Here is a 25,667-nt window from a genome sequence, read left to right as displayed (position 1 = left end):
GGGTTTACCCGCGAAGAGGCCCGCGCCGGCAACAAAAAAGCGCCCCGAGAGGCGCTTTCTTGATACCGGCAGTAATTACTGCACAGTAGGCGCTTCACCCGCTTCCTGCATACGCTGCATTTCTTGCGCGTACAGGGCGTCGAAGTTGACCGGCGACAGCATCAGCGCCGGGAACGAACCGCGGGTCACCAGGCTGTCCAGGGCCTCACGGGCATAAGGGAACAGGATGTTCGGGCAGAACGCACCCAGGGTGTGGCTCATCGAAGGCGCATCGAGGTTGGCGATCAGGAAGATACCGGCCTGCTGCACTTCAGCAATGAAGGCCACTTCATCACCGTTCTTGACGGTAACCGACAGGGTCAGCACGACCTCGTGGAAGTCACCTTCCAGGGATTTCTGCTTGGTGTTCAGGTCCAGGGCAACGCTCGGTTCCCAGGTCTGACGGAAGATCTGCGGGCTTTTCGGGGCCTCGAACGACAGGTCGCGCACATAGATGCGCTGCAGGGAGAACTGAGGGCTGTTGTCTTCTGCAGCAGCGCCGTTGGTCTGTTGGTCAGTCATGTCAGATCCTTATCCTAATGTTTTTGAATGCAGTGCAAATCAGGCCGCCAGCAACGCGTCGAGCTTGCCCGCGCGCTCCAGGGCATAGAGGTCATCGCATCCACCGACATGGGTACTGCCGATCCAGATCTGCGGCACCGACGTACGGCCGGCTTTCTGACTCATCTCGGCGCGAACCTGCGGTTTGCCGTCGACCTTGATTTCCTCGAAGGCCACGCCCTTGCTCTCGAGCAGGTACTTGGCACGCATGCAGTAGGGGCAGTAGTCGCTGGAATAGACGATGACAGGCTTCATATCACTTCACCAGGGGCAGGTTATCGGCTTTCCAGCTGGAAACGCCACCGCTCAGTTTGGCGGCGTTGTAACCAGCTTTGAGCAGCTCGCGGCAAATGGTGCCGGACTGCTGGCCCATCGCGTCGACGACGATCAAGGTCTTTTCTTTATGCTTGCCCAGCTCGGTCATGCGGTTGGCCAGCTTGTCCTGCGGGATGTTCACCGCGCCGACGATGTGACCGGCGGAGTATTCCTTGGCCGGGCGAATATCGATCACCAGGGCCTTCTCGGCATTGACCAGGGCTGTCAGTTGGCCATTAGTCAGGCTCTGGCCACCACGACGGATTTCATTGACGAGCAGCAGGACCAGCAGAATGAGGAAGATCGCAACCAGGATGTAGTGATCTGTCGCGAATTGAATCAGGTGAGCAACCATCAGCGGTGTTCCAGGCGATTGAAAATGCCGGCCAGTATACACAGCCCCTTGGTGCCACCAAAGCCCGACGGGCCGGCCACAAAACCACCTTCATGTTGCTACCACAGGTGCGCCGGTCGGTGGAATGGGACGAATATTAGCCGCAGGTGGCGTATTTGCCCTAAAATGCGTGTCTTTATCATCTTTGAACAACCGTGAGTTTGATTGATGACGAGCACGCCCAAACCCCTGGTCCTGATTATCCTGGATGGCTTCGGCCATAGCGATATCCCCGAACACAACGCCATCTTTGCCGCCAATAAACCGGTCTATGACCGCCTGTGCGCCACCCAGCCGCACGGCCTCATTTCCGGCTCGGGCATGGATGTCGGCCTGCCGGACGGGCAAATGGGCAACTCGGAAGTCGGTCATATGAACCTCGGCGCAGGTCGCGTCGTGTATCAGGACTTCACGCGGGTGACCAAGGCCATCCGCGACGGCGAGTTCTTCGAAAACCCGGTACTGACCGGTGCTGTGGACAAGGCAGTCGGTGCTGGCAAAGCCGTGCACATCCTCGGCCTGCTGTCCGATGGTGGCGTACACAGCCACCAGGACCACTTGGTGGCCATGGCCAAACTGGCCGCCCAGCGTGGCGCTGAAAAGATCTACCTGCACGCCTTCCTCGATGGCCGGGACACCCCGCCACGCAGCGCGCAGTCGTCCATCGAACTGCTCGACGCCACCTTCGCCAAACTGGGCAAGGGCCGCATTGCCAGCCTGATCGGCCGCTACTACGCCATGGACCGCGACAATCGCTGGGACCGCGTCAGCGCCGCCTACAACCTCATCGTCGACAGCACTGCCGAGTACACCGCTGACACGGCCCTGGCAGGCCTTGAAGCGGCTTACGCCCGCGACGAAAGCGACGAGTTCGTCAAGGCCACGCGCATTGGCGAAGCCGTCAAGGTCGAAGATGGCGATGCCGTGATTTTCATGAACTTCCGCGCCGACCGCGCTCGCGAACTGTCGCGTGCATTCGTAGAGCCAGACTTTACGGAATTCGCCCGTGCGCGCCTGCCGAAGATGGCGGCGTACATCGGCCTGACCCAGTATTCGGCGAAGATCCCGGCACCGGCAGCCTTTGCCCCGTCCAGCCTGAACAACGTGCTGGGCGAATACCTGGCGAAAAACGGCAAGACCCAGCTGCGCATCGCCGAAACCGAGAAATACGCCCACGTCACCTTCTTCTTCTCGGGTGGCCGTGAAGAGCCGTTCGAAGGCGAAGAACGCATCCTGATCCCGTCGCCGAAGGTCGCCACCTATGACCTGCAACCGGAAATGAGCGCACCAGAGGTGACCGATCGCATCGTCGAAGCTATCGAACAGCAGCGCTTCGACGTCATCGTGGTCAACTACGCCAACGGCGACATGGTCGGCCACACCGGCGTGTTCGAGGCGGCGGTCAAGGCCGTCGAAGCACTGGATACCTGTGTAGGGCGCATTGTCGATGCACTGGACAAGGTCGGCGGCGAGGCCCTGATCACCGCTGACCACGGCAACGTCGAGCAGATGGAAGACGAGTGCACCGGCCAGGCGCACACCGCGCACACGACCGAGCCGGTACCGTTCATCTATGTGGGCAAGCGCAACGTGAAAGTGCGTGAAGGCGGCGTGCTGGCAGACGTGGCGCCGACCATGCTGAAGCTGCTTGGGCTGGAAAAGCCGGTGGAAATGACCGGTACCTCGATTCTGGACGACGCCTGAATGTCGAAAGGGGCTGCGTTGCAGCCCCAATTGCACATGAATTCCAGACAAACGCCCCCCTGCATCCGCAGCGAGGCGTTTTTTTTGCCTGCCCAGGCGGGCATACTAGGCCAGTCTCCATCCTTGGTACGCCAAACCCCATGCTTCGCGCCCTGATCCTCCTAGCCCTGTCTTGCCTGCTCAGCCCGGCCTTCGCCGATGAGCGTGCGCAGACCCAGCAGCAACTGGATGCCACCCGCCAGGACATTGCCGAGCTCAAGAAAACGCTGAGCAAGCTCCAGGAAGAAAAGGCAGGTGTGCAAAAAGACCTCAAAGCCACCGAAACCGACATCGGCAACCTCGAAAAGCAGGTGGAGGCCCTGCAGCAAGAACTAAAAAAGACTGAAGGCGAGCTGGAGCGCCTTGATACCGAGAAAAAAAAACTCCAGAGCGCCCGCGTTGAACAACAACGACTGATCGCCATTCAGGCCCGTTCGGCTTACCAGAACAACGGTCGCGAGGAATACCTCAAGCTGCTGCTCAACCAGCAGAACCCCGAGAAATTCGCCCGCACCCTCACCTATTACGACTACCTGAGCAAGGCGCGCCTGGAGCAATTGCGCACCTTCAACGAGACCTTGCGCCAACTGGCCAACGTCGAACAGGAAATTTCCAGCCAGCAACAACAACTGCTGGCCCAACGCACCGACCTCGACAGCCGCCGCCAGGCCCTGGAAACCGAGCGCGCCAAGCGCCAGCAGGTACTGGCAAAGCTCAACAGCGATGTAAAAGACCGCGATCAGAAGCTGCAAGCGCGCGAACAGGACCAGGCCGACCTGGCCAAAGTCCTGAAGACCATCGAGGAAACCCTCGCCCGCCAGGCGCGTGAAGCTGAAGAGGCACGCAAGAAGGCCCTGCTGGCACAGCAGGAAGCAGAAAAACGCCGCCAGCAGGAAGCGCTGGCCGCCGCCGCTGCCCGCGACCGGGCCCGTGAGCCCGCAGAGCCAGTGGAACCGCCGAAAAAGGCCCGCACCACCCTCGGGCCGATGGTTTCCAGCGATGGCGCGAACTACGGCGGCGCATTTTCTGCTGCGCGGGGCAAACTTCCATGGCCAGTCAATGGTCGATTGCTGGCACGCTTCGGTGATGCCCGCGGTAGCGACGCTCGTGCCAAGTGGGACGGGGTTATGATCAGCGCCAACCCAGGCACCCAGGTACGTGCCGTGCACGGCGGGCGTGTGGTATTCGCGGACTGGTTGCGCGGCGCCGGGCTTCTGGTCATTCTCGACCATGGCAACGGTTACCTGAGCCTGTACGGCCACAACCAGAGCCTGCTCAAGAATGCCGGTGATATCGTCAAGGCCGGTGAAGCCATTTCCACCGTTGGCGACAGCGGTGGCCAGGACGCGGCAGGCTTGTATTTCGCTATCCGCCAGCAAGGCCGGCCTGCCGACCCTTCGCAGTGGTGCCGGGGCTAGGCTCTGTACGAAAAGTCTTGAGACGCAGGTCAGGCAAGGCGAAAACAGCCGAGGAACGGCCGGGGTCGCGCCCGACTGTACTGGAGTACATGAGCATTCCGAGGCTGTTTTCAACGCAGCATGAACAAGTATCAAGGCTTTTCGTACAAAGCCTAGTCACATTTCTACGGCGCAGCCTGAGTGCTGCGCCGATGCTCCCCAGGGAGCGCTTACAGGATCAGGAGTTCGTTCGACATGCTGCACTCGCCTCGTCTCACCCAGCTGGCCCTGTCCATCGCCCTGGCGGTCGGCGCGCCCCTGGCCACCGCCGCAGAGCCGGCCAAGGCCGCCGCAGTGCCAGCCACCGAGGTGACCGCCAAGGCGCCACTGCCGCTGGAAGAACTGCGCACCTTCGCCGAGGTCCTGGACCGCATCAAGGCCGCCTACGTCGAACCCGTAGACGACAAGACCCTGCTGGAAAACGCCATCAAGGGCATGCTCAGCAACCTTGACCCGCATTCGGCCTACCTTGGCCCCGAGGACTTCCAGGAGCTGCAGGAAAGCACCAGCGGCGAGTTCGGCGGGCTGGGTATTGAAGTAGGCCAGGAAGACGGCTTCATCAAGGTGGTTTCGCCAATCGACGACACCCCAGCCTCGCGGGCCGGCGTGCAGGCTGGTGACTTGATCGTCAAGATCAACGGCGCCCCGACCCGCGGCCAGACCATGACCGAGGCGGTCGACAAGATGCGCGGCAAGGTCGGCGAGAAAATCACCCTGACCTTGGTACGCGACGGCGGCAACCCGTTCGACGTGAACCTGACCCGTGCAGTCATTCAGGTCAAGAGCGTGAAGAGCCAGCTGCTGGAGAACGATTACGGCTACATCCGTATCACCCAGTTCCAGGTCAAGACCGGTGACGAAGTGGGCAAGGCCCTGGCCAAGCTGCGCAAGGACAACGGCAAGAAGCTGCGCGGGGTGGTGCTGGACCTGCGCAACAACCCAGGCGGCGTGTTGCAGTCGGCAGTGGAAGTGGCCGACCACTTCCTGACCAAAGGTCTGATCGTCTACACCAAGGGCCGCATCGCCAACTCCGAGCTGCGTTTCTCGGCCGACCCGGCCGATGCCAGCGCAGGCGTGCCGCTGGTGGTACTGATCAACGGTGGCAGTGCATCGGCATCGGAAATTGTCGCCGGCGCCCTGCAGGACCAGAAGCGCGCCGTGCTGATGGGCACCGACAGTTTCGGCAAAGGCTCGGTGCAGACCGTGCTGCCACTGGCCAACGACCGCGCCCTGAAGCTCACCACTGCGCTGTACTACACCCCCAACGGCCGCTCGATCCAGGCTCAGGGCATTGTCCCGGACATCGAGGTGCGCCCGGCCAAGCTCACCGCCGAAGCCGACACTGAAAACTTCAAGGAAGCCGACCTGCAGGGCCACCTGGGCAACGGCAACGGCGGCGCCGACCGCCCGACCGGCAGCAGCAAGCGCAAGGAGCGCCCGCAGGATGACGACTTCCAGCTGAGCCAGGCACTGAGCCTGCTCAAGGGCCTGAACATCACCAAGGGCGACTGATCCACCCTATGCGTTATCTGCTGTGTCTGTTGTTTTGCCTGATGGCCGGAATCGCGCAAGCGGCGCCGGCCAACAAGGCCTACATGAGCATCATCATCGACGACCTGGGCCAGAGCCCCGAGCGTGACAGCCGTACCCTGGCCCTGCCCGGGCCGGTGACCATGGCGATCATGCCCGACACCCCGCATGCCACCGACTTTGCCCGCCAGGCGCACAAGGCCGGCAAGACGGTGATCCTGCACATGCCCATGGACCCGGCCACCGGGCCCTATGCCTGGCACCCGGGCATCGCCATCGAAGAACTGGCGCGGCGCCTGGACGCAGCATTGGTCAAGGTGCCCTACGCCGCCGGCATCAACAACCACATGGGCAGCCGCATGACCGCACAGCGTGAACCCATGGCGTGGTTGATGGGCGAGCTGCAGCGGCGCCATCTGTTCTTTGTCGACAGCCGCACCAGTGCCGCCACGGTCGCCGCAGCCGAGGCTCAAGCACACGATGTCGCGCATGTGTCACGGGATGTATTTCTGGATGACGTGCGCACGCCGGAAGCCATCGACGCTCAGCTGCAACAGGGTATTGCACTGGCCCGCAAGCAAGGCTCGGCCGTATTGATCGGCCACCCCTACCCGCAGACACTAGCGGTACTGGAAAGTCAAATTCCACGGCTCAAGCAATTGGGGATCGAACTGGTCACGCTGCAACAGATGATCGCCACACGTGGCAACCAGGCCATGCCTGCACACGGCAAACATGGCCGTTACAGCAACCGCTAACATTCGCTGATCGCGGCGCTGGGCCACCCGGGCGAATGTTCAGAGGTTGAACGGAATGACATCCTTGGCCTGTGCATAGGTCAGGTTACCCCGATAAATGCTCAGTACCTGCCCCTCGCTCGCCGCCTTCATTTGCTCGCGATACCCCATCTTGCGCTGGCTCCACAGCTTGAGATGGCCTTTGCCAAACGCCGTCGGCGCCGCCTGCGAGTCGGCAAAATGGAAATGCGCGGCCCACAAGGGTTTACCTCGACTCTCACCGGGCGCACGCAACAGGCTGATCCGGTACTCGTCCAGATAGCCATCGGAAACCACCTGCCGAGGCCCGACATATTCCACGGCGAGCAGCCCCTGTTGATGGAGAAAATTGAGCCCTCTGGAACCTGGATAGCGCGTCTTGCTGTAAAGCGCTACCAAACAGTCGCGGCGGGCCTGACGCAACTGAATCAGCGCATCGTCCATGCCCGCCAGCAGCGCGTGCTCGGCGTTGGCATCGCTGAGCTGTTCACGCAGCTCGGCCACTTCGTTGATCTGGCCGTCCAGCATCGACATCAGGCCCATGTCGTCAGCATCCTTGGCAACCAGGGCTCTGGCTTGAGCGATGACATTTTCGTTCTGTGCCAGCATGGCCTCGGCCAGCTCCCGGTTGTTCCTTTCGGACTCCGGCGTAGAAGTCCGCGATGGCTGTTCCGGTTCGCCCGCGGCTACCTCTTCAACCCAGGTGTTTCCCTGTTTCTGGAAGCGATGCAGCGCGCTCTTGTTGAAAGCCGCTACAACTTGCAGCACAGCCTGCCCCTCGACCACCGATTCGCTGCCAATGACTATCTGACCAGCCCGCGTATGGGCCACCTGCAGGCTCTTTCGTGAATAAACCGCACGACGTGTGCCACGGACCTGCCCGTCCGCCTGCTCGCGCATGGCCTCGACCAACGCCTCACCGGCTATGGTTTTCAGTTCCACCATCTGTTGCTTGTAGGCCTCAAGGCGCTGGACATCGATGAGCTTGCTGCCGAGTGTCTTGATCCGTTCGGCGTTGAGAATCGCCGCGAGGTATTCGTCCCACGCACTTTGCAGCACCTCGATTCGTTCGGCGACAGGCAAGTCACAGAACATCAGCAGATGATGCGTTTGTGCGGCCACCCGCAGACGCTGACTGGCGAGCGCATGGCGGAAGATCATGTAGTGCTGGGTAGGCGTGCCTTTGTGCCACTGCAGGGCCAGCTCGACCAGGCCCATGGCCTGGAAAAAACGGATGTTGATCGTGGTCGTCTTACGGCTCGCGATAATGCTCGAGACGGTCAGAGTGGAATTGATGTAAGGCACTTGCATGTCGATATCGGTGATGGCCAACAGGCGATCCAGCTGGCTGGAGACATTGATGATCCTGGGCTGCTCTTCAAGCAACTTCTCCAACATCGTCCGGAACCTGACATACAACTCGGCCTGTTTCTCTGGCGGTGCGTCATTGAGCGCATTGGTGAGTTGGTCGTATTCCCTGAACCCTCCCAAGGCCAGGAGCTCATCAATGAAGAACATGCCAAAGCTGATCAGGTTCTTGCGGACCTGGCCCAAGAGTATCCGTTGATCTCTCACGCTGCCGACGTGCGTCGAGGCGCTCGACTTGTCAAGCACGTAGGTAATGTTGCGTTCGGCCTCGAGATAATCAAGGAACAATCTCTCGTTCAAGGGCAGGCGCTGGTTGCGCAACGTATTCGTCTGCTCTTGCAACTGCTGGAACTTGAGCTTGAACAACGCGGTAGCCTGCTCGAATTGCGCACGTTCGTCTGGGTCGGTGGGTGGCGCCTTTTGCAACCGATCCTCGACTTTTTTAACCGGATCACGCAAACCGACAATCTGCTCGCTCAACGCGTTGAAATCCTTCGTGGCAGCCTCCGCGGTCAAGATAAGCCGCTCTATCTCGGCCTGAGCCTTGGCGATCGGCCCGCTAAGCTTCTTGCGCAGTCGCTCGCGGGCCAACTCGCCGGAGCGATCATTGCCACCGTGCAAGCGCGAATTATTGAGGTGCCAGACATCGCCGTCGCGCATCAGGTAGGGCCCAACCGTGCCGTCCGAACCGATGATGCGAAACGCTGCGTTATCAAGGCTGACTCGGTAGACATTACCGTCCAGAGACACATAGAAATCATCCCCAATCCGCACCAGCCCCGCAGCCACGCCCTGCGTCTGCGGTTTACGCCCCTCCAGCGAAACGCTGGCCGCCAACGCCCGCATTTGGCCGCGCTGGGCACTCGACAGGCCGTTGAGCCCCCCAGCCCCACGCCAGGAAAAGTCGAGGTGGGTGTTGGCCATCGCCTGCAGGCTGTCGACCGAGACGCTGGGCTCCCGCGTCGCGGTGGAAAGGTTCGCCAGCTCGATCCCATCGCCTGCAGCTGGCCCCTGGAGCAGCGATGGCGGCAGGTCGCCAGAGACGGGCGGGGCTGCCAGCTTCGGCGTCTGCAGGTGTATCAGCGCCAGCAAGGTGTTGTTCAGCACATCGACCATCGCCTGGATGCGCTCGTCGAAATGTGAACTGGCCAGGCCATGCACATCGTTGATCAAGCTGCGCATGCCGATATAGAGCCAGGCAACCGAGGTGAGCGGCCCCGGTAACACCGGAAACACAACATTCAGCAGTTCCCAGGAAAATGCCGTGACCAGCCGCCAGCGCACCTCGCTGTTGCTCATGGCGCTGCGATCCGCCAGCTCCAGCAACATCCGGCCCTTGGCTTCGAACATCTGCCGATCCACGTCCCGCGCCCAGAATTGCAGCGCCAACTGAACAGGCTGCGGTTTCTCCGGGAGGGTGTAAGGGTCGAGCAGCCATTGGGGCAGGTGCGGCTCCCGGAAGCCGCCATTATCGTAGACCGCGCGCTGAGCTTGCTCGATCCACAGCAGCACACTGTCCTGCAACGCCCCCGGGCGGCTGATCGCATCCAACAGTGCCTGAGCGCTGCCGAACTGAATCAGCGCCTTTTCGGTGTACAGCGGGCAGTACAACAGATGAACACCCAACTCGATGATTTCGATCACGTAGAAACCATGCGCCACGTCGACCCTCTCTGATGTCGGCGAGCGTTTGAACGCAAGCGGTGCAATCCGCACAGCGGCTGCACCTTCTTGGCCGCTACGGCAGAATTCTGCCAGGGCGCCGTAAGCGAACTTGTCGAGCCGTTTGACGGCACGCGCCCGCGCAGCATCGAACATCAGTGTGATACGCCAGCGTATGGCAAATGCCGAGATGTGTTCGGCCCGGCTCGCCGAGCGATCGATCATCGACTGTACATGACGTGGATAACTGCCGCCGATGTCGACTCGCTGTACCAGCTCACGGACGTAATCAATGGTCATCCACTTCATGATCAGCTGGTTTTCACGGTGCGCGATGTGTGTCACCACCCCTCCTGCGGTGGCATCCAGGCGGCCGATCGCCAACTGCGTCAAAGTCAGCTTCTTGTCGCCGGTCTTCTGGCCGAAGCCCAGCCCGTGACCGTCACTGACAAAGCGCTCGACAGTGAGGATAAGGTCATCAGGAAAGTAATTGGCGTCCACCGGGTGGTCATGCAGCATCTCCTCGCGCAGGCGCGTCGCCGCATAGGTGTGCAAGTCCGGCAGACCGTCCTGAATGCCCTGGGCTGGGGTGCGCTGTTGCAGTAGCGACAAGTCGAGCATGGCTTGTAGGTAGGCGGTCTGGCTATCCGTATCGGCTCGCGACAGGCCCTTGGGGAGCGCCAAGCCCAGCCCACCGGAGCCATAGTCACTGAACTCGGCAAAAAAGGACGCGGGGTCGCAGGCCAAATGGCAGTAATGCTCCAGTTGGTCGACGCTGTCGATCGCACTCCAGCGCAGGCGGGCCACGCGCTCGAGCAAGATTTCCAGCAACAAGGCGCTGTACAGGGCGAAAGCGTCGCCCTCCACAGTCAGGCCTTGCCAGCTCAACTCATCAAACCGGTAACGTCCCGCCATCTGCATTTGCAACGCCGAGCCGAACGCAGCCTGGGCGTCGAAACTGCGGACCAAGCCTTCGGGAGAACACCAGAGTGTCAGTTCGCGAACTTCACTGGAGGCGGTAATCAGCAAACCGGGCAACAGCTCATGGAACGTGTCTTTACCCTCACGTAACGCCACCCGCACCAGCTGCACATCGAGCCCGGTACGGTTGCCCATCATCAGGTCACGCAGCAGCTTGCGTTGTTCGTCGTCCAGCGCTTCGTCCTTCAGGCCGTCGAGCAGGTTGGCGCGCAACAACTGCTGCAACCACAGGTCCCGGTCGATCGTGGCGTCGCCGTTCCAATAGTCGATCTGCGCTTGCTGGAAGTGCCAAAGCAGCATCGGCAGCAACGCGTTGAGGCCATCGGTCAGGCGCGCGGGCTCGATCAAATCGCCCTCAGCAGTTTCGAAGCTCGACTCGATGGCGAAAAAGCGCCTGGGCGGGTTCAGGCTAAGGCGGTAGTCACCCGCTGGGGTGAGGTCCAGTGGTTTAGCCTCAAGCAGGGCCTGCAGCACAACATCCACCAGCGGCTGAGGGTGCCAGACACCATCCGGCTGCATGGACATCAGGTACAGCGGTGCAGCCGAGGTCATTTCAGGGCGATGCACGCCAACCAGAGGATAGTGCTCCAGGATCACCTTCATGATCTGTTCACCTGCGACCTGCCGGAATGCAGGACGGCTGGCGAACTGGGCGGCGACTGCGTGATTGAGGTTGTGCGCGTGAGTGGCGGGCATGACCAGGACTCGTTGTGGAATGAACCACAAAGCGTCCTGGAGATGTTATCGAATGAGGTGCTACATATTGCTGCTGGCAAGCCGCGACACCTGGCAGTGCGGCGGCCTGCCGGGAAGTCAGCTATAGACGCGGCCAAGCACCTGGCGATGGCTCTCGAACTGATCGAGCACATCACGCACGATCTGGTCTGGGGCAAAGCCCATCAGGTCGTACTCCTGACTGCCGTCATGCAGGTAGACCTCGGCGCGGTAGAAGCGCTGGCGCAGTTCAGGCTCACCCTCGACCGGCGCCTCGCTCGACGCGGCCATATAGCCGTCAAGGCTCACTTCGTAGACGAAAGGGTTGCCTTCTTCCATCATCACCCGCAAGCCCATCAGGTTGCGCGACTGGCCAACGCGGGTTTCCACCTCGAAGCCCTGCGTCTGCAGCTGTGCAGCGGCTTCTTTCAACGCCGGGCTGACCTGCTTGTCCATGAAACGCTGCACCACGGCCTGGGTCGGCTGCAGTTCCAGCTGGGTCAGGCGCTCGCTAAAGCCGCGACGGCCACGGGCGGCCAGTTCGGCGCGCTCCTGCTCGATCACCACGTCCTGCTTCATGGCCTTGTACAGGCCGAACATGAACAGCACCAGCACCACCGAGAATGGCAGGCCCGCCAGCACGACCATGGTCTGCATGGCTTCGAAGTTACCGGCAAACAGCAGGCCGATCGTGACCAGGGTGATCACCACGGACCAGAACACCACCATCCAGTGCGGGGCATCCTCGTCGACCTTGCCGCCTGTGCACGACAGGTTGGCCATCATCACCGCGCCGGAGTCGGCCGGTGTGAGGAACAGCACGAAACCGACGAACACTGCCACACCAATGACGATCTTGGCTGCCGGGAAGTATTCCAGCAGCTGGTAGATCGACATCGATGGCTGTTCCAGCGCAGTCTTGCCCAGCTCCACGGCGCCCTGGTTGATCACCAGGTCCAGTGCGGTGTTGCCGAAGATCGACAGCCAGGCCAGGGTGAAGCCCAGCGGGATCAGCAGCACACCCATCACCAGTTGGCGCACGGTGCGGCCCTTGGAAATACGCGCAATGAACATGCCGACGAATGGGCCCCAGGAGATCCACCAGGCCCAGTAGAACACGGTCCACAGGCCCAGCCAGCGCTCCGACTTGCCGGCTTCGCCTTCATACACATAGAGGTCGAAGGTTTTCAGCACGATGCCGTTCAGGTAGTCGCCGACGTTCTGCACGAAGCCGTTGAGTAGGTGCAGGGTTTCGCCGCCCAGCAGCACGAAGATCAACAGGCCGCTGAACAGCATGATGTTCAGGTTGGACAGGCGGCGAATACCGTTTTCCACACCCGATACCGCTGCCACGGTAGCCACGCCAGCCATGACCAGGATCACCACCAGCAGGTTGGTCTTGCTGTGGTCCATGCCGAACAGGTATTCCAGCCCGGACGACACCTGCATCGCGCCGATGCCCAGGTTGGTCACCAGGCCCAGCAGGGTGACGAACATGCCGAAGATGTCGACAGCGTTGCCGGCAGCGCCCTTGACCCAACGCTCGCCCACCAGCGGGTACAGCGCCGAGCGCAGTGCCAGCGGCTGGTTGTGGCGGTAGGCAAAGTAACCCACCGCCAGGCCCACCAGGGCATAGATCGCCCAGCCGTGCAGGCCCCAGTGCAGGAAGGTCAGCTGCAGACCCTGGCGCGCGGCCTCGAGGCTGGCCGGGGTGCCCTCCGGTGGGTTGAAGTAGTGGTCCAGGGGCTCGGAGGCGCCGAAGTACAGCAGCGAAATACCGATACCGGACGAGAACAGCATGCCGGCCCAGGCGCCGTAGCTGAAGTCAGGCTGGTCGTCCTTGCCACCCAGCTTGAGGCTGCCGTAGTCGGAGAAAGCCAGGTAGACGACGAACAGCAGGTATCCGCAGATGACCAGCATGTAGTACCAGCCAAAGGTGCGCGTCAGCCACTTCTGGGCCACGCCCAGCACCTGGCCGGCGGTTTCGGGTACAGCGATCAGCAAGGCAGTCAGAACAAGGATCATCAGCGCGGAGGTGAAGAACACCACGCGGTTGACCCGTACCCTCTCGGCGGGGGGCTTGGTAAGTGAGGCAGAACTCATTGCACGAATGCTCCGGGCAGTGCGGCTGTGGAGGCTAATCAGTCTTTCCCGAGCAATTGGTGGAATATCCCCACTGCATCAGGTGTTATAAAAGAACCCTGGAAACCGTGATCCCGAATCGATACGTTGCCAAAAACAGACAGGTGGCCTGCTGAAAATGCCACGCCTCAACGGAGGTGCGCGCATTCGTCACAGATCACCCCGCCCGCTCCAAGGGCCTGTCGCAGGGCCAATGGCCGTACGGCAGAATCTGCATTTCGCATCGCTCATGCCCGTCAACACCTTGTATTCCGGGGGTTACGCGATTTCCTGGGGTGTCAATCCGTGCCGTCTCGACCGCCTGAAAAACTGTCAATGGCACAAATTGTCGCAGAGCTTATTCTTTATTGATTGAACGTTCAATCAAAACAAAATAGACTGGCCTTCGCCGAGTCAGCCGCCTGTCGTCTGCTCGCAGGCCTGAGGAGATAGCAAGATGCCCAAGGTCGGTATGCAACCCATCCGGCGCCAGCAGTTGATCGAAGCCACATTGCAGGCGGTCGATCAGGTCGGACTGGGGGACGCCAGCATTGCGCTGATTGCCCGTTTGGCCGGTGTGTCGAACGGCATCATCAGTCACTACTTTCGGGACAAGAACGGCCTGATCGCAGCGACGATGGGTTACATCATGAGCATGCTCAACGAAGGCGTCAGAGCACGTCGCCAGGCCCTGAAAGACGACAGCCCGCGCGCCCACCTGAAAGTGATCATCGAGGGCAACTTCGATGCCAGCCAGGTAAACGGCCCGGCAATGAAAACCTGGTTGGCCTTCTGGGCTTCCAGCATGCACCAGCCCGATTTGCACAGGTTGCAGCGGATCAACGACCACCGCTTGTATTCCAACCTGTGCTGCCAGTTCCGCCGCGCCCTGCCGCTCTACCATGCGCGCAAGGCAGCCCGCGGCCTGGCAGCCCTGATCGACGGTCTGTGGCTGCGTGGCGCCCTGTCGGGTGATGCATTCGACACCGATCAGGCAATACGGATTGCTTACGAATACATGGATCTACAACTGGCTAAGCAGCACACCCTGGGCACCAACGACCAGGCCGCTGAACAAGCGCGCACGGCACTTGCCAACCCGGCAGGAGCGTGACGCGCAAGCCAAACCACACACTGCACTTGCGAGGACACTATGGCCCGTTTCGGAACGCAAAAACTCTACATTGATGGCGCTTACGTCGACGCTGGCAGCGATGCCACGTTCGAAGCCATCAACCCGGCTACCGGCGAAGTCCTCGCCCACGTGCAACGTGCTACCGAGGCTGACGTCGAGAAAGCCGTCGAAAGCGCCGAGCGTGGCCAGAAAGTCTGGGCTGCGATGACTGCCATGCAGCGTTCGCGCATCCTGCGCCGCGCCGTCGACATCCTGCGCGAGCGCAACGACGAACTGGCCATGCTGGAAACCCTGGACACCGGCAAGTCGTACTCCGAAACCCGCTACGTCGACATCGTCACCGGTGCCGACGTGCTGGAGTACTACGCAGGCCTGGTACCGGCCATCGAAGGCGAGCAGATCCCGCTGCGCGAATCGTCCTTCGTTTACACCCGCCGCGAGCCGCTGGGCGTAACCGTGGGTATCGGTGCCTGGAACTACCCGATCCAGATCGCCCTGTGGAAATCTGCCCCGGCCCTGGCCGCTGGCAACGCGATGATCTTCAAACCGTCGGAAGTCACCTCGTTGACCACCCTGAAACTGGCCGAGATCTACACCGAAGCCGGCCTGCCAAACGGCGTGTTCAACGTTCTGACCGGCAGCGGCCGCGAAGTCGGCACCTGGCTGACCGAGCACCCGCGCATCGAAAAAGTGTCTTTCACCGGCGGTACCACCACCGGCAAGAAAGTCATGGCCAGCGCCTCCAGCTCTTCGCTGAAGGAAGTGACCATGGAACTGGGCGGCAAGTCGCCATTGATCATCTGCGCCGACGCCGACCTGGACAAGGCCGCTGATATCGCCATGATGGCCAACTTCTACAGCTCGGGCCAGGTGTGCACCAACGGCACCCGCGTGTTCATCCCGGCTGAAATGAAGGCGGCCTTCGAAGCCAAGATCGCCGAGCGCGTTGCCCGCATCCGCGTTGGCAACCCGGAAGACGAAAACACCAACTTCGGCCCGCTGGTCAGCTTCCAGCACATGGAAAGCGTGCTGGGCTACATCGCCAAGGGCAAGGAAGAAGGTGCCCGCGTGCTGTGCGGTGGCGAGCGCCTGACTGCCGGTGACTTCGCCAAAGGTGCCTTCGTTGCGCCGACCGTGTTCACCGACTGCACCGACGACATGACCATCGTCAAGGAAGAGATCTTCGGCCCGGTGATGAGCATCCTCACCTACGAAACCGAAGAAGAAGTGATCCGCCGTGCCAACGACACCGACTACGGCCTGGCCGCCGGCGTCTGCACCAACGACATCACCCGCGCCCACCGCATCATCCACAAGCTCGAAGCCGGTATCTGCTGGATCAACGCCTGGGGTGAATCGCCGGCCGAAATGCCGGTAGGTGGCTACAAGCAGTCGGGCGTCGGCCGTGAAAACGGCGTCAGCTCGCTGGCTCAATACACTCGCATCAAGTCGGTCCAGGTCGAGCTGGGCGGCTACAACTCGGTTTTCTGAACCCTGTCTAGCCTCGCCCGTGCCACCGCGCACGGGCGTACCCGCTCCCCGATCACCGCCAACACGAGGGCACTTTCATGTCCCAAGAATTCGATTACATCATCGTCGGTGCCGGCTCGGCCGGTAACACCCTGGCGACCCGCCTGACCGAAGACGCCGGCGTCACCGTATTGCTGCTGGAAGCCGGTGGCCCCGACTACCGCTTCGACTTCCGCACCCAGATGCCAGCCGCCCTGGCCTTCCCGCTGCAAGGCCGCCGCTACAACTGGGCCTACGAGACCGACCCGGAACCTTACATGGACGGCCGCCGTATGGAATGTGGCCGTGGCAAGGGCCTGGGTGGCTCGTCGCTGATCAACGGCATGTGCTACATCCGCGGCAACGCCATGGACTTCGACGGCTGGGCAGAACTGCCAGGCCTGGAAGACTGGACCTACCTCGACTGCCTGCCGTACTTCCGCAAAGCCGAAACCCGTGATATCGGCCCTAACGACTACCACGGTGGTGACGGCCCGGTCAGTGTCGCCACGCCAAAGGCTGGCAACAACCCGCTGTTCCACGCCATGGTTGAAGCGGGTGTGCAAGCCGGTTACCCGCGTACCGAAGACCTCAACGGCTACCAACAGGAAGGCTTCGGCCCGATGGACCGTTCGGTGACCAAGAACGGCCGCCGCTCCAGCACCGCCCGTGGCTACCTGGACCAGGCCAAGAAACGCCCGAACCTGACCATCGTCACCCACGCCCTGACCGACCGCGTGCTGTTCGACGGCAAGCGCGCCGTAGGCGTAACCTACCTGGTCGGCGACAGCGAAGAACGCGTGGAAGCCCGCGCCCGCAAGGAAGTGATCGTCAGCTCTGGCGCCATCGCTTCGCCGCAGCTGCTGCAGCGCTCCGGCGTCGGCCCGCGCGCCCTGCTGGAAAGCCTCGACATCCCGGTTGTGCACGACCTTCCGGGCGTTGGTGAAAACCTTCAGGACCACCTGGAACTGTACCTGCAGTACGCCTGCACCCAGCCGGTATCGCTGTACCCATCGCTGCTGTGGTGGAACCAGCCGGCCATCGGTGCCGAGTGGTTGTTCAATGGCACCGGCATCGGCGCCAGCAACCAGTTCGAGGCCGGTGGTTTCATTCGTACCCGCCCTGAGTTCAAGTGGCCGAACATCCAGTACCACTTCCTGCCGGTTGCGATTAACTACAACGGCTCCAATGGCGTGAAGGAACATGGCTTCCAGGCGCACATGGGCTCCATGCGCTCGCCTGCCCGTGGCCGCATCCAGGCCAAGTCGAAAGACCCGCGCCAGCACCCGAGCATTCTGTTCAACTACATGTCCACCGAGCAGGACTGGCAGGAATTCCGTGACGGCATTCGCCTGACCCGTGAAATCATGGCCCAGCCGGCGCTGGACCCGTACCGTGGCCGCGAAATCAGCCCGGGCGCCCACGTGCAAACCGACGAAGAACTGGACAAGTTCATCCGCGAGCACGCCGAAACTGCCTTCCACCCGTCCTGCTCGTGCAAGATGGGCACCGACGACATGGCGGTGGTCGACGGCGAAGGCCGTGTGCACGGCATGAAGGGCCTGCGCGTGGTCGATGCCTCGATCATGCCGCTGATCATCACCGGCAACCTCAACGCCACCACGATCATGATCGCCGAGAAGATTTCGGACAAGATCCGTGGCCGCAAGCCACTGCCGCGCAGCACCGCCAAGTACTACGTGGCGGGCGATGCGCCAGTGAAAGGCAAGCCGATGCGTGAAGTGAAGCAGGGCTGAGGCCTTGATCAGGGGCCGCTCAGCGGCCCCTTTCACGTGCGCTCAGGAGGGCAGCGCAAAGAATGTGCGCATCAACGAATCATCCTCCGTGCCCAGCCGCATCGCCAGTGCCTGGCGATCGAACAGCGTGCCTGTGCGCATATCACGCACTGCCTTCCCGCTTGGCGCCTGCGCCAGTGCCTTCAGGCACACCTCGGTAAAGCGATAATTGTGCCCTTGAACGGCCGTCACCTTTTCCACTTGCAGGTAGCGCCCGGGCATCATCAAAGACTCCGCCTCATCCGGTCGCCTTGAAAAGGGCCCGATAGGCGTCGCCTGCATATCCTCGCCCGGCTCCAACACATAAACCAACGCGTTTTCATCAAAAACATCCCTGCCACTGATTTGAGCCTGCGGGTCGTTGAAAACCTCCCAGAGGGCATAGGGGTTTTCAGTGAATGACGTGAAGTCGGTGGTCACCAGCACGTCACCCACTTCAATGGCGCCCTCACCAACTGCCTGAAAACCCGTGCCCCGCAGGCTGGAGGCAGCCCGATACAGCCTCACTTGATTAGTCACGCCGATTTGCCCAAGTGCGTGAGCAAGCGCATGGCTGCGCTGGATATGCGCGGCGCGCGTGCCCTCTAGCGGCATACCCCGCCACAGGTTGTTGTAGCGCTCCGGCGAGCTGGTGTACTCGGCAATGGCGGGCGAGCCAAAGCCGTGCTCATCGCGAAAGACGGGGTAGGGTTCACTGAAGGCATCCAGATACTCGCCATTGGGGCCCAAGGCATCGAGATCAGCCCACGGTACCGCGCCCAACAGAGCTTGCTGGCGGGCCAGCGTCTGATCCGACACCGCCAGCAATTCATCCGCCGCCGGGGCCATGTAAAGCCCCCAGTCGACCTTGGCGGCAGAGGCTTGCGCCTGGCCAGCCACCCGCGGGGGGACGTGGCCATCGGTAAACAGCTCGCTGGCTCGCAGCATGGCTATATCAAGCAGGATGAACAGGATATCCGTCAGTACTGACCACCATGCCGCCGTGCGCCAGGCCTGCTTGCCATTGATTGCCCTGTCCAGATGCAGCGCCAGGCTGGCGGTGCCCAGACCGAGCGATGCCAATATCACTGGCCAGCCAAACGGCGCCATCGGTGCTAGCACGAAGCTCGCCGCTTGCACGCCCGCCAGCCACTCCGCCTTTCGCAGCTGGGCATTGGTGGTGAGCCGTTCGTGAGCGTCGCGGGTCAGATCATCCATCACCGCATCACGTAGACGAACGAACAGGTCCCCTTCAATGGACTGCCCCAAGATGGCGGTGTCACCTCGCGACTGTGCGAGCAACTTGAAGTAATTGCGTAGTCGCGGGCGTAGCGACTGCGCCAGTACCCCGTCCCCGACGAACAGCCTGACCAGCCGCTCTCGCCCCACCGTCGTGGCGGCCTGGTCAGCCATCCACTCCTGAAACGCATGACGATCGTCGAACACCTGCACCACAGCCTGAACATCGGCAAGGTAGAGGCACAACCTGCCAGTCTTCAGCTTGCGCAAGAACATCAGCTTGGCGCTGATACCGCCGATGACAAGCGCGTTCCACCCAGATTGAGCACTCCCTTCCCGGGCCAGTCGCAAGGCTTTTACGGTAGTCGGCAGTGCGGGTGCAGCGAGCGTCACCCCCATTAGTTCCTGGCGCTCAGGTTCGCTCAACCCAGATTGGCCCACAGCAGCAATGAAGCGGGCGCGGGCCAGGACACAATAGTCTTCGCCATGCCGTGACCGAAACGTGCTCAGCGCCTCGGTGTAGCGCCCTGCAAAGTCCAACCGCCAGAACGCCGTCAGTACTTGCTGAGGGTCGAGCCGCACTTCGTTGCGTTCGTCGTAAACTGCGTGGCTGGCATCCACCCTGTAGAAGCCACCATAAATACTCAACTCGTCAGCACTGGCCTGCTGCTGCGGGCTGAATCGCTGGATGACCAGTTCGGTAAAGCTCAAAGAGCGTCGTGGCGGCCCACTGTGGCGCCAGCCGGTGAAGCTCAACGCACTGCTGGCCGCCGACTGGAACTCGTGCCAATAAAGGCCGTCCGGATCCAGCCAGTACCCCAGTTGGCGGCGAAGCACATGGCCCGCCGCCTGGCGCGCCAAACTGTGCAAATCAGGAAATTGCCCGAGCAGGCGCTGGGCCACCTGGGCGAGAGAAATGGTTTCTTTGACATTCATGTCACTTGGCTGCCTGACAGTGGGCAAACCATTACAGCCGCAAGCCGCAGCGACGATGCGGTATCGCTTTACAGCCTGCGTCGGCCTCAGGTTAGAATCGATTGGCACGCGACCTGCTAGCTTTTGCTGGAAAATGCGCTACCACGTCCCTTCCCCGCTGTCTCGGAGTACCTGCCTTTGGATGCAAGCACCATCAACAGCCTGTTCCTGATCGGCGCATTGCTGGTGGGTGCAAGTATCCTGGTCAGCTCGCTATCGTCGCGCCTGGGCATCCCTATTCTGGTCATCATCCTCGCCGTCGGCATGCTCGCCGGTGTCGATGGTGGCGGCATCATCTTCAACAATTACCCAACCGCCTACCTGGTGGGCAACCTGGCACTGGCCGTCATCCTGCTTGACGGTGGCCTGCGTACGCGGGTGGCAAGCTTCCGCGTGGCGCTGTGGCCGGCGCTGTCGCTGGCCACGGTCGGGGTGATGATCACCACCGCCCTCACCGGCCTGATCGCCGCCTGGCTGTTCAACCTGAGCCTGATTCAGGGCTTGCTGATCGGTGCTATTGTCGGCTCCACCGACGCCGCTGCAGTGTTCTCGCTGCTCGGCGGCAAAGGCCTGAACGAGCGGGTTTCCGCTACCCTCGAGATCGAGTCGGGCAGCAACGACCCGATGGCGGTGTTCCTCACTGTCACCTTGATCGACATGATCGCCAGCGGCGAGACCGGCCTGCACTGGAGCCTGCTGGGCCACTTGCTGCGTGAGTTCGGTATCGGCACGCTGCTGGGCCTGGGCGGCGGCTGGCTGATGTTGCAACTGGTAAACCGTATCAATCTGGCCGGCGGCCTGTACCCCATTCTGGTAGTGGCCGGCGGCCTGGTAATGTTCTCGCTGACCAACGCCCTGCATGGTAGCGGCTTTCTCGCTGTTTACCTGTGCGGCCTGGTGCTGGGCAACAAGCCTATCCGCAGCCGCCACGGCATCCTGCACATGCTCGACGGCATGGCCTGGCTGGCGCAGATCGGCATGTTCCTGGTGCTGGGGTTGCTGGTCACGCCGCACGACCTGCTGCCTATCGCCCTGCCGGCACTGGGCCTGGCGCTGTGGATGATCCTGGTGGCGCGGCCACTGTCGGTGGTCGCGGCCCTGCTGCCGTTCAAGGCTTTTCACGGCCGCGAAAAGGGCTTCATTTCGTGGGTCGGCCTGCGCGGCGCGGTACCGATCATTCTGGCGGTGTTCCCGCTGATGGCGGGCCTGCCAGACGCCCAGCTGTTCTTCAACCTGGCGTTCTTCATCGTGCTGGTGTCACTGCTGGTGCAGGGCACCAGCCTGCCGTGGATGGCCAAACTGCTGAAAGTGACCGTACCGCCAGACCCGGCGCCGATTTCCCGCTCCGCCCTTGAGGTGCACATCACCAGCGAGTGGGAGATGTTCGTCTACCGCCTGGGCGCCGAAAAGTGGTGCATTGGTGCCGCCCTGCGCGAGCTGAAAATGCCCGAAGGCACACGGATTGCCGCGCTGTTCCGTGGCGAGCAACTGCTGCACCCGTCGGGCAGCACCGTGCTGGAAGTGGGCGACATGCTCTGCGTGATCGGCCACGAGCACAACCTGCCGGCCCTCGGCAAATTGTTCAGCCAGGCGCCACAGCGTGGCCTGGACCTGCGTTTCTTCGGCGACTTCGTGCTCGAAGGCGATGCCGAACTGGGGGCGGTGGCAGCGTTGTATGGCCTGAAGCTCGATGGCCTCGACGCAAAAATGCCGTTGGCGCAGTTCATCCGACAGAAGGTCGGAGGCGCTCCAGTAGTAGGGGACCAGGTCGAATGGCATGGCACGATCTGGACCGTGGCAACCATGGACGGGAACAAGATCCAGAAAGTAGGCGTCAGATTCCCCGAAGGAACGCGACCCGGACCAGGATTGTTCCTCTAAACTTCGTTTCAGCCGGATCCACAAGTAGTCTGCCTATGTCCCTGCGCGTGTACCTTCGCACAGCCCTGCTCGGGTTGTGCCTGTCCCTTTCTTTTGCGGCTAGCGCGGCAGAAGCCCCGACCACCGCCAGTGTCCAGAACAGCCTCGACAAGATCGCCGAGCGCAAGCTGCCCGAGGCAGACCAGAAGGCGCTGCAGCAGGTGCTTGAACAAACGTTGAGCCTGCTTGCTGCCAAGGAAGACAACGAAAAGAAACTGGCTGCACTCAAGCAGCAGCTGAGCAGCGCCCCCAAGGAGACCAGCGACAGCCAGAAGGAGTTGGCCAGGCTCAAGGAAACCAAGGCACAACCGGTGGCACAGCGCTACGCCAACCTCACCGTGCCACAGCTTGAACAGATGCTCAGCGAACGCAACACGCTGCAGGGCGAGCTGCAAAAGGCGTTGTCTGAAGCCAACAGCCTGATCATCAACTCGCAAACCCGCCCCGAGCGCGCCCAGGCCGAGATCAGCAGCAGCCAGACCCGCACCCAGCAGATCAACAACATCCTCAAAACCGGCAAGGACGGTGGCAAAGCCATCAATGCCGACCAGCGCAACCAGCTCAACGCCGAGTTGGCCTCGCTCAACGCGCTGACCCTGCTGCGCCGCCAGGAACTGGCCGGCAACAGCCTGCTGCAAGACCTCGGCAATGCGCGTCACGACCTGCTGGTCGAGCGCGCTGCGCGCCTGGAGCAGGAAATCCAGGACCTGCAGACGCTGATCAACGCCAAACGCCTGGCCCAGTCCCAGGAAGCCGTCACCCAGCAGTCGATTGAGGCTCAGAAGGCCGGCGGCAGCAGCCTGCTGGCCACTGAAAGCGCGATCAACCTCAAGCTTTCCGACTACCTGCTCAAGAGCACCGACCGCCTTAACGAACTGACCCAGCAGAACCTGCGCACCAAACAGCAACTCGACAGCCTGACCCAGGCCGACCAGGCGCTTGACGAGCAGATCAACGTGCTCAAGGGAAGCCTGCTGCTGTCGAAGATTCTCTACAAGCAGAAACAGACCCTGCCGCACCTGAAGGTCGACCGCGACCTGGCCGACCAGATCGCCGACACCCGCCTGTACCAGTTCGAAGTCAACCAGCAGCGCGAGCAGATGAGCAGCCCGGTCACCTACGTCGACAAGCTGCTGGCGGCGCAACCGCAGGAAGATGTGACCCCGCAGCTGCGCAAGGCCCTGTTGGAAGTGGCCATCACCCGCAGCGACCTGTTGGAGCGGCTGAACCGCGAGCTGTCGGCGCTGCTCAACGAATCGATCACCCTGCAGCTCAACCAGAAGCAGCTGCTGGGCACCGCGCAGAGCCTGCGCACCACCCTCGACGAGCAAATGTTCTGGATCCCCAGCAACAAGCCGCTGGATTGGGACTGGCTGCAATACGTGCCGGAGCGCCTGGCCGACCAGGTCGCCAACCTGCCGTGGGGCTCCAGCCTGAAAGAGCTGGCCGATGGCCTGAGCCAGCGCCCGTTGCTGTTCCTGCCGCTGCTGTTGGTGATCGGCGCGCTGTTGTGGCGGCGCAAATACCTTTACCAACGATTAGGCAAAGTGCACCAGGATATCGGCCACTTCCGCCGTGACAGCCAATGGCACACGCCCCAGGCAATCCTAATCAACATTCTGCTGGCGATGCCGGTCAGCCTTGGTCTGGCGCTGTGCAGCTACGCCCTGCAGATCGACGCCCGCGGGCAGAATGCCAACCTGGGCGCCGCACTCTGGCAGCTGGCCCAGGCCTGGCTGGTGTTCTATACCGCCTACCGTATCCTCGCACCCGGTGGCGTGGCGGAAGTCCACTTCCGCTGGCACAAACCGCAGGTCGAGTTCCTGCGCGGCTGGGTTCGCCGCCTGGGCACCGTGGTGCTGGCACTGGTCGGCGTGGTGGCGGTGGCCGAGCACCAGCCTTCGGCATTGGCAGACGACGTGTTGGGCATCGGCGTGGTGCTGACCTGCTATGCGCTGATGGCCTGGCTGCTCAGCCGCCTGCTGCTCAGCAGCCCGGCACACCGTGACACCTCGCTGTTCCGCAGGGCGGTGGGGGTAGCGTTCACCGCCCTGCCCATCGCCCTGTTCGTCGCCGTGTGCTTCGGCTACTACTACACGGCACTGAAGCTTACCGACCGACTCATCTACACCCTGTACCTGCTGCTGTTCTGGCTGGTGATCGAGGCTGCCTTCGTGCGCGGCCTGTCGGTGGCTGCACGACGCCTGGCCTACCAGCGTGCGTTGACCAAACGTGCGGCAGCCAAGGAAGGGCTGGATGGCGAAGTCATCACCGAAGAGCCAACGCTGGATATCGAACAGGTCAACCAGCAGTCGCTGCGCCTGATCCGCCTGGCCCTGCTCGGCGGCTTCATCGCCGGCCTGTATTGGGTATGGGCCGACCTGATCTCGGTGTTCGCCTACCTCAACAATTTCGTCCTCTACGAATACACCAGCGGCACCGGCGCCGCCGCCAGCATGGTACCGATCAGCCTCGGCGACCTGCTCGGCGCGCTGGTGATCGTCGGCATCACCTTCGCCCTGGCCGGCAACTTGCCAGGCTTGCTGGAAGTACTGGTGCTGTCTCGCCTGAACCTGGCCCAGGGCAGTGCCTACGCCACCACCACGCTGTTGTCGTACACCATCGTCGGCATCGGCATCGTCAGCACCCTGTCGACCCTGGGGGTGAGCTGGGACAAGCTGCAATGGCTGGTGGCTGCGCTGTCAGTAGGGCTGGGCTTCGGCATGCAGGAAATCTTCGCCAACTTCATCTCCGGCATCATGATCCTGTTCGAGCGCCCGGTACGGATTGGCGACACCATCACCATCGGCAACCTGTCGGGCACGGTAAGCAAGATCCGCATCCGTGCCACCACCATCACCGACTTCGACCGCAAGGACATCATCGTCCCCAACAAGACCTTCATCACTGGCCAACTGATCAACTGGTCGCTGACCGATACGGTCACCCGGGTGACGCTGAAGCTGGGCATCGACTATGGCTCAGACCTCGACCTGGTGCGCGACCTGCTGCTCAAGGGCGCGCATGAGAACCCACGTGTGCTCAAGGATCCGGAACCGATCGTGTACTTCCTCAACTTCGGCGAGAGCTCGCTGGACCACGAACTGCGCATGCACGTGCGCGACCTGGGCGACCGCAACCCGACGCTGGACGAGATCAACCGCTACATCAACCGCGAGTTCAAGGCCCACAACATCAAGATCTCGGTACGCCAGGTAGAGGTATTCCTGATGGACGCCAAGGGCAGCAAACAGCAATTGATTCCGATGGAACAGCCGAAATTGGATGGCACTGCTTCGGCCTGAATGGGCTCGAATGCTTTATTCTGTGCAAGATGGCTGCGAGGGCTTTGCCCTCGTTCGCGGGTAAACCCGCTCCTACATCGGGCGCTGGCCGCTGTGGGGGCGGGTTCACCCGCGAGGGGCCGCCAAGCGGCCCCATTGGCACCGATTC

Annotated in this window: 15 protein-coding genes and 1 pseudogene; 9 read left to right on the top strand and 7 right to left on the bottom strand. The window is 61.9% G+C overall.

Annotated elements, in window-relative coordinates:
- Positions 1 to 75: 75 nt before the first annotated feature.
- The 3 genes from secB to ACTJJN_RS00485 are packed head-to-tail and all read right to left on the bottom strand — an operon-like array spanning position 76 to position 1,270.
- On the bottom strand, positions 76 to 561 hold the full coding sequence (gene secB / locus ACTJJN_RS00495; protein ID WP_003249206.1) for a protein-export chaperone SecB: 486 nt from the start codon (positions 559 to 561) through the stop codon (positions 76 to 78).
- Positions 562 to 600: 39 nt separating this feature from the next.
- Positions 601 to 855 carry a glutaredoxin 3 gene (gene grxC, locus ACTJJN_RS00490; protein ID WP_003249204.1) on the bottom strand — a complete coding sequence of 85 codons (255 nt, stop codon included), beginning with the start codon at positions 853 to 855 and terminating at the stop codon, positions 601 to 603.
- A 1-nt stretch (position 856) separates the two neighbouring features.
- Positions 857 to 1,270: a rhodanese-like domain-containing protein gene (locus ACTJJN_RS00485; protein ID WP_012053935.1), complete on the bottom strand. Its 414-nt coding sequence runs from the start codon at positions 1,268 to 1,270 to the stop codon at positions 857 to 859.
- Between the two features lie 207 nt (positions 1,271 to 1,477).
- On the opposite strand from ACTJJN_RS00485, the gene gpmI reads away from it, so the two are divergent.
- The 4 genes from gpmI (at position 1,478) to ACTJJN_RS00465 (ending at position 6,797) form a co-directional block, all read left to right on the top strand.
- On the top strand, positions 1,478 to 3,013 hold the full coding sequence (gpmI, locus tag ACTJJN_RS00480) for a 2,3-bisphosphoglycerate-independent phosphoglycerate mutase (RefSeq protein WP_088512565.1): 1,536 nt from the start codon (positions 1,478 to 1,480) through the stop codon (positions 3,011 to 3,013).
- Between the two features lie 140 nt (positions 3,014 to 3,153).
- Positions 3,154 to 4,470, top strand: a complete 1,317-nt coding sequence (locus ACTJJN_RS00475) for a murein hydrolase activator EnvC family protein (RefSeq protein ID WP_012053937.1) — start codon at positions 3,154 to 3,156, stop codon at positions 4,468 to 4,470.
- A 234-nt stretch (positions 4,471 to 4,704) separates the two neighbouring features.
- Positions 4,705 to 6,021, top strand: a complete 1,317-nt coding sequence (locus ACTJJN_RS00470) for a S41 family peptidase (protein ID WP_004576741.1) — start codon at positions 4,705 to 4,707, stop codon at positions 6,019 to 6,021.
- Between the two features lie 8 nt (positions 6,022 to 6,029).
- The gene (locus tag ACTJJN_RS00465) at positions 6,030 to 6,797 is read left to right on the top strand and encodes a divergent polysaccharide deacetylase family protein (protein ID WP_003249191.1); all 768 of its coding nucleotides are present in this window, start codon (positions 6,030 to 6,032) and stop codon (positions 6,795 to 6,797) included.
- 39 nt (positions 6,798 to 6,836) lie between these two features.
- On the opposite strand, the gene ACTJJN_RS00460 is transcribed toward ACTJJN_RS00465, so the two are convergent.
- The 3 genes and pseudogenes from ACTJJN_RS00460 to ACTJJN_RS00450 all read right to left on the bottom strand — a co-directional run bounded on the left by ACTJJN_RS00460 (position 6,837) and on the right by ACTJJN_RS00450 (position 13,586).
- A complete protein-coding gene (locus ACTJJN_RS00460) occupies positions 6,837 to 11,522 on the bottom strand; it encodes a dermonecrotic toxin domain-containing protein (protein ID WP_088512566.1) in 4,686 nt (1,561 codons plus the stop codon).
- Between the two features lie 117 nt (positions 11,523 to 11,639).
- The gene (locus ACTJJN_RS00455; RefSeq protein WP_173881252.1) at positions 11,640 to 12,104 is read right to left on the bottom strand and encodes a hypothetical protein; all 465 of its coding nucleotides are present in this window, start codon (positions 12,102 to 12,104) and stop codon (positions 11,640 to 11,642) included.
- Positions 12,052 to 13,586: pseudogene (locus tag ACTJJN_RS00450) on the bottom strand (BCCT family transporter). The gene ACTJJN_RS00455 and the pseudogene ACTJJN_RS00450 overlap by 53 nt, the downstream one beginning before the upstream one ends.
- A gap of 532 nt (positions 13,587 to 14,118) precedes the next feature.
- Between ACTJJN_RS00450 and betI the strand changes: the two are divergent.
- The 3 genes from betI to betA all read left to right on the top strand — a co-directional run bounded on the left by betI (position 14,119) and on the right by betA (position 18,062).
- Complete coding sequence (betI, locus tag ACTJJN_RS00445; protein ID WP_003249185.1) at positions 14,119 to 14,775, top strand: transcriptional regulator BetI; 657 nt, start codon at positions 14,119 to 14,121, stop codon at positions 14,773 to 14,775.
- A gap of 39 nt (positions 14,776 to 14,814) precedes the next feature.
- Positions 14,815 to 16,287, top strand: a complete 1,473-nt coding sequence (gene betB / locus ACTJJN_RS00440) for a betaine-aldehyde dehydrogenase (RefSeq protein WP_003249182.1) — start codon at positions 14,815 to 14,817, stop codon at positions 16,285 to 16,287.
- Positions 16,288 to 16,364: 77 nt separating this feature from the next.
- The gene (gene betA, locus ACTJJN_RS00435; protein ID WP_012053940.1) at positions 16,365 to 18,062 is read left to right on the top strand and encodes a choline dehydrogenase; all 1,698 of its coding nucleotides are present in this window, start codon (positions 16,365 to 16,367) and stop codon (positions 18,060 to 18,062) included.
- Between the two features lie 42 nt (positions 18,063 to 18,104).
- Here the strand turns inward: betA and ACTJJN_RS00430 are convergent, their stop codons facing one another.
- Entirely contained in the window at positions 18,105 to 20,255 is a 2,151-nt protein-coding gene (locus ACTJJN_RS00430) for a dermonecrotic toxin domain-containing protein (protein ID WP_440780731.1), read from the bottom strand.
- 177 nt (positions 20,256 to 20,432) lie between these two features.
- Here ACTJJN_RS00430 and ACTJJN_RS00425 point away from each other — a divergent pair, with 177 nt between their 5' ends.
- Together ACTJJN_RS00425 and mscK are read left to right on the top strand one after the other, a co-directional pair.
- Positions 20,433 to 22,175: a potassium/proton antiporter gene (locus ACTJJN_RS00425; protein WP_088512568.1), complete on the top strand. Its 1,743-nt coding sequence runs from the start codon at positions 20,433 to 20,435 to the stop codon at positions 22,173 to 22,175.
- 35 nt (positions 22,176 to 22,210) lie between these two features.
- A complete protein-coding gene (mscK, locus tag ACTJJN_RS00420; RefSeq protein WP_012053942.1) occupies positions 22,211 to 25,519 on the top strand; it encodes a mechanosensitive channel MscK in 3,309 nt (1,102 codons plus the stop codon).
- Positions 25,520 to 25,667 lie beyond the last annotated feature (148 nt).

Origin of the sequence: Pseudomonas sp. 22515 (assembly GCF_052044625.1) — a bacterium.
Lineage (GTDB): Bacteria > Pseudomonadota > Gammaproteobacteria > Pseudomonadales > Pseudomonadaceae > Aquipseudomonas > Aquipseudomonas alloputida.
The sequence above is the reverse complement of the archived record's forward strand: the minus strand, read 5'-3'. Positions and strand labels throughout refer to the sequence as shown.

Bases quoted from the DNA above. Each gene is read 5' to 3' on its own strand.
- secB (WP_003249206.1), bottom strand. From the start codon at position 561: ATGACTGACCAACAGACCAACGGCGCTGCTGCAGAAGACAACAGCCCT.
- grxC (WP_003249204.1), bottom strand. From the start codon at position 855: ATGAAGCCTGTCATCGTCTATTCCAGCGACTACTGCCCCTACTGCATG.
- ACTJJN_RS00485 (WP_012053935.1), bottom strand. From the start codon at position 1,270: ATGGTTGCTCACCTGATTCAATTCGCGACAGATCACTACATCCTGGTT.
- gpmI (WP_088512565.1), top strand. From the start codon at position 1,478: ATGACGAGCACGCCCAAACCCCTGGTCCTGATTATCCTGGATGGCTTC.
- ACTJJN_RS00475 (WP_012053937.1), top strand. From the start codon at position 3,154: ATGCTTCGCGCCCTGATCCTCCTAGCCCTGTCTTGCCTGCTCAGCCCG.
- ACTJJN_RS00470 (WP_004576741.1), top strand. From the start codon at position 4,705: ATGCTGCACTCGCCTCGTCTCACCCAGCTGGCCCTGTCCATCGCCCTG.
- ACTJJN_RS00465 (WP_003249191.1), top strand. From the start codon at position 6,030: ATGCGTTATCTGCTGTGTCTGTTGTTTTGCCTGATGGCCGGAATCGCG.
- ACTJJN_RS00460 (WP_088512566.1), bottom strand. From the start codon at position 11,522: ATGCCCGCCACTCACGCGCACAACCTCAATCACGCAGTCGCCGCCCAG.
- betI (WP_003249185.1), top strand. From the start codon at position 14,119: ATGCCCAAGGTCGGTATGCAACCCATCCGGCGCCAGCAGTTGATCGAA.
- betB (WP_003249182.1), top strand. From the start codon at position 14,815: ATGGCCCGTTTCGGAACGCAAAAACTCTACATTGATGGCGCTTACGTC.
- betA (WP_012053940.1), top strand. From the start codon at position 16,365: ATGTCCCAAGAATTCGATTACATCATCGTCGGTGCCGGCTCGGCCGGT.
- ACTJJN_RS00430 (WP_440780731.1), bottom strand. From the start codon at position 20,255: ATGAATGTCAAAGAAACCATTTCTCTCGCCCAGGTGGCCCAGCGCCTG.
- mscK (WP_012053942.1), top strand. From the start codon at position 22,211: ATGTCCCTGCGCGTGTACCTTCGCACAGCCCTGCTCGGGTTGTGCCTG.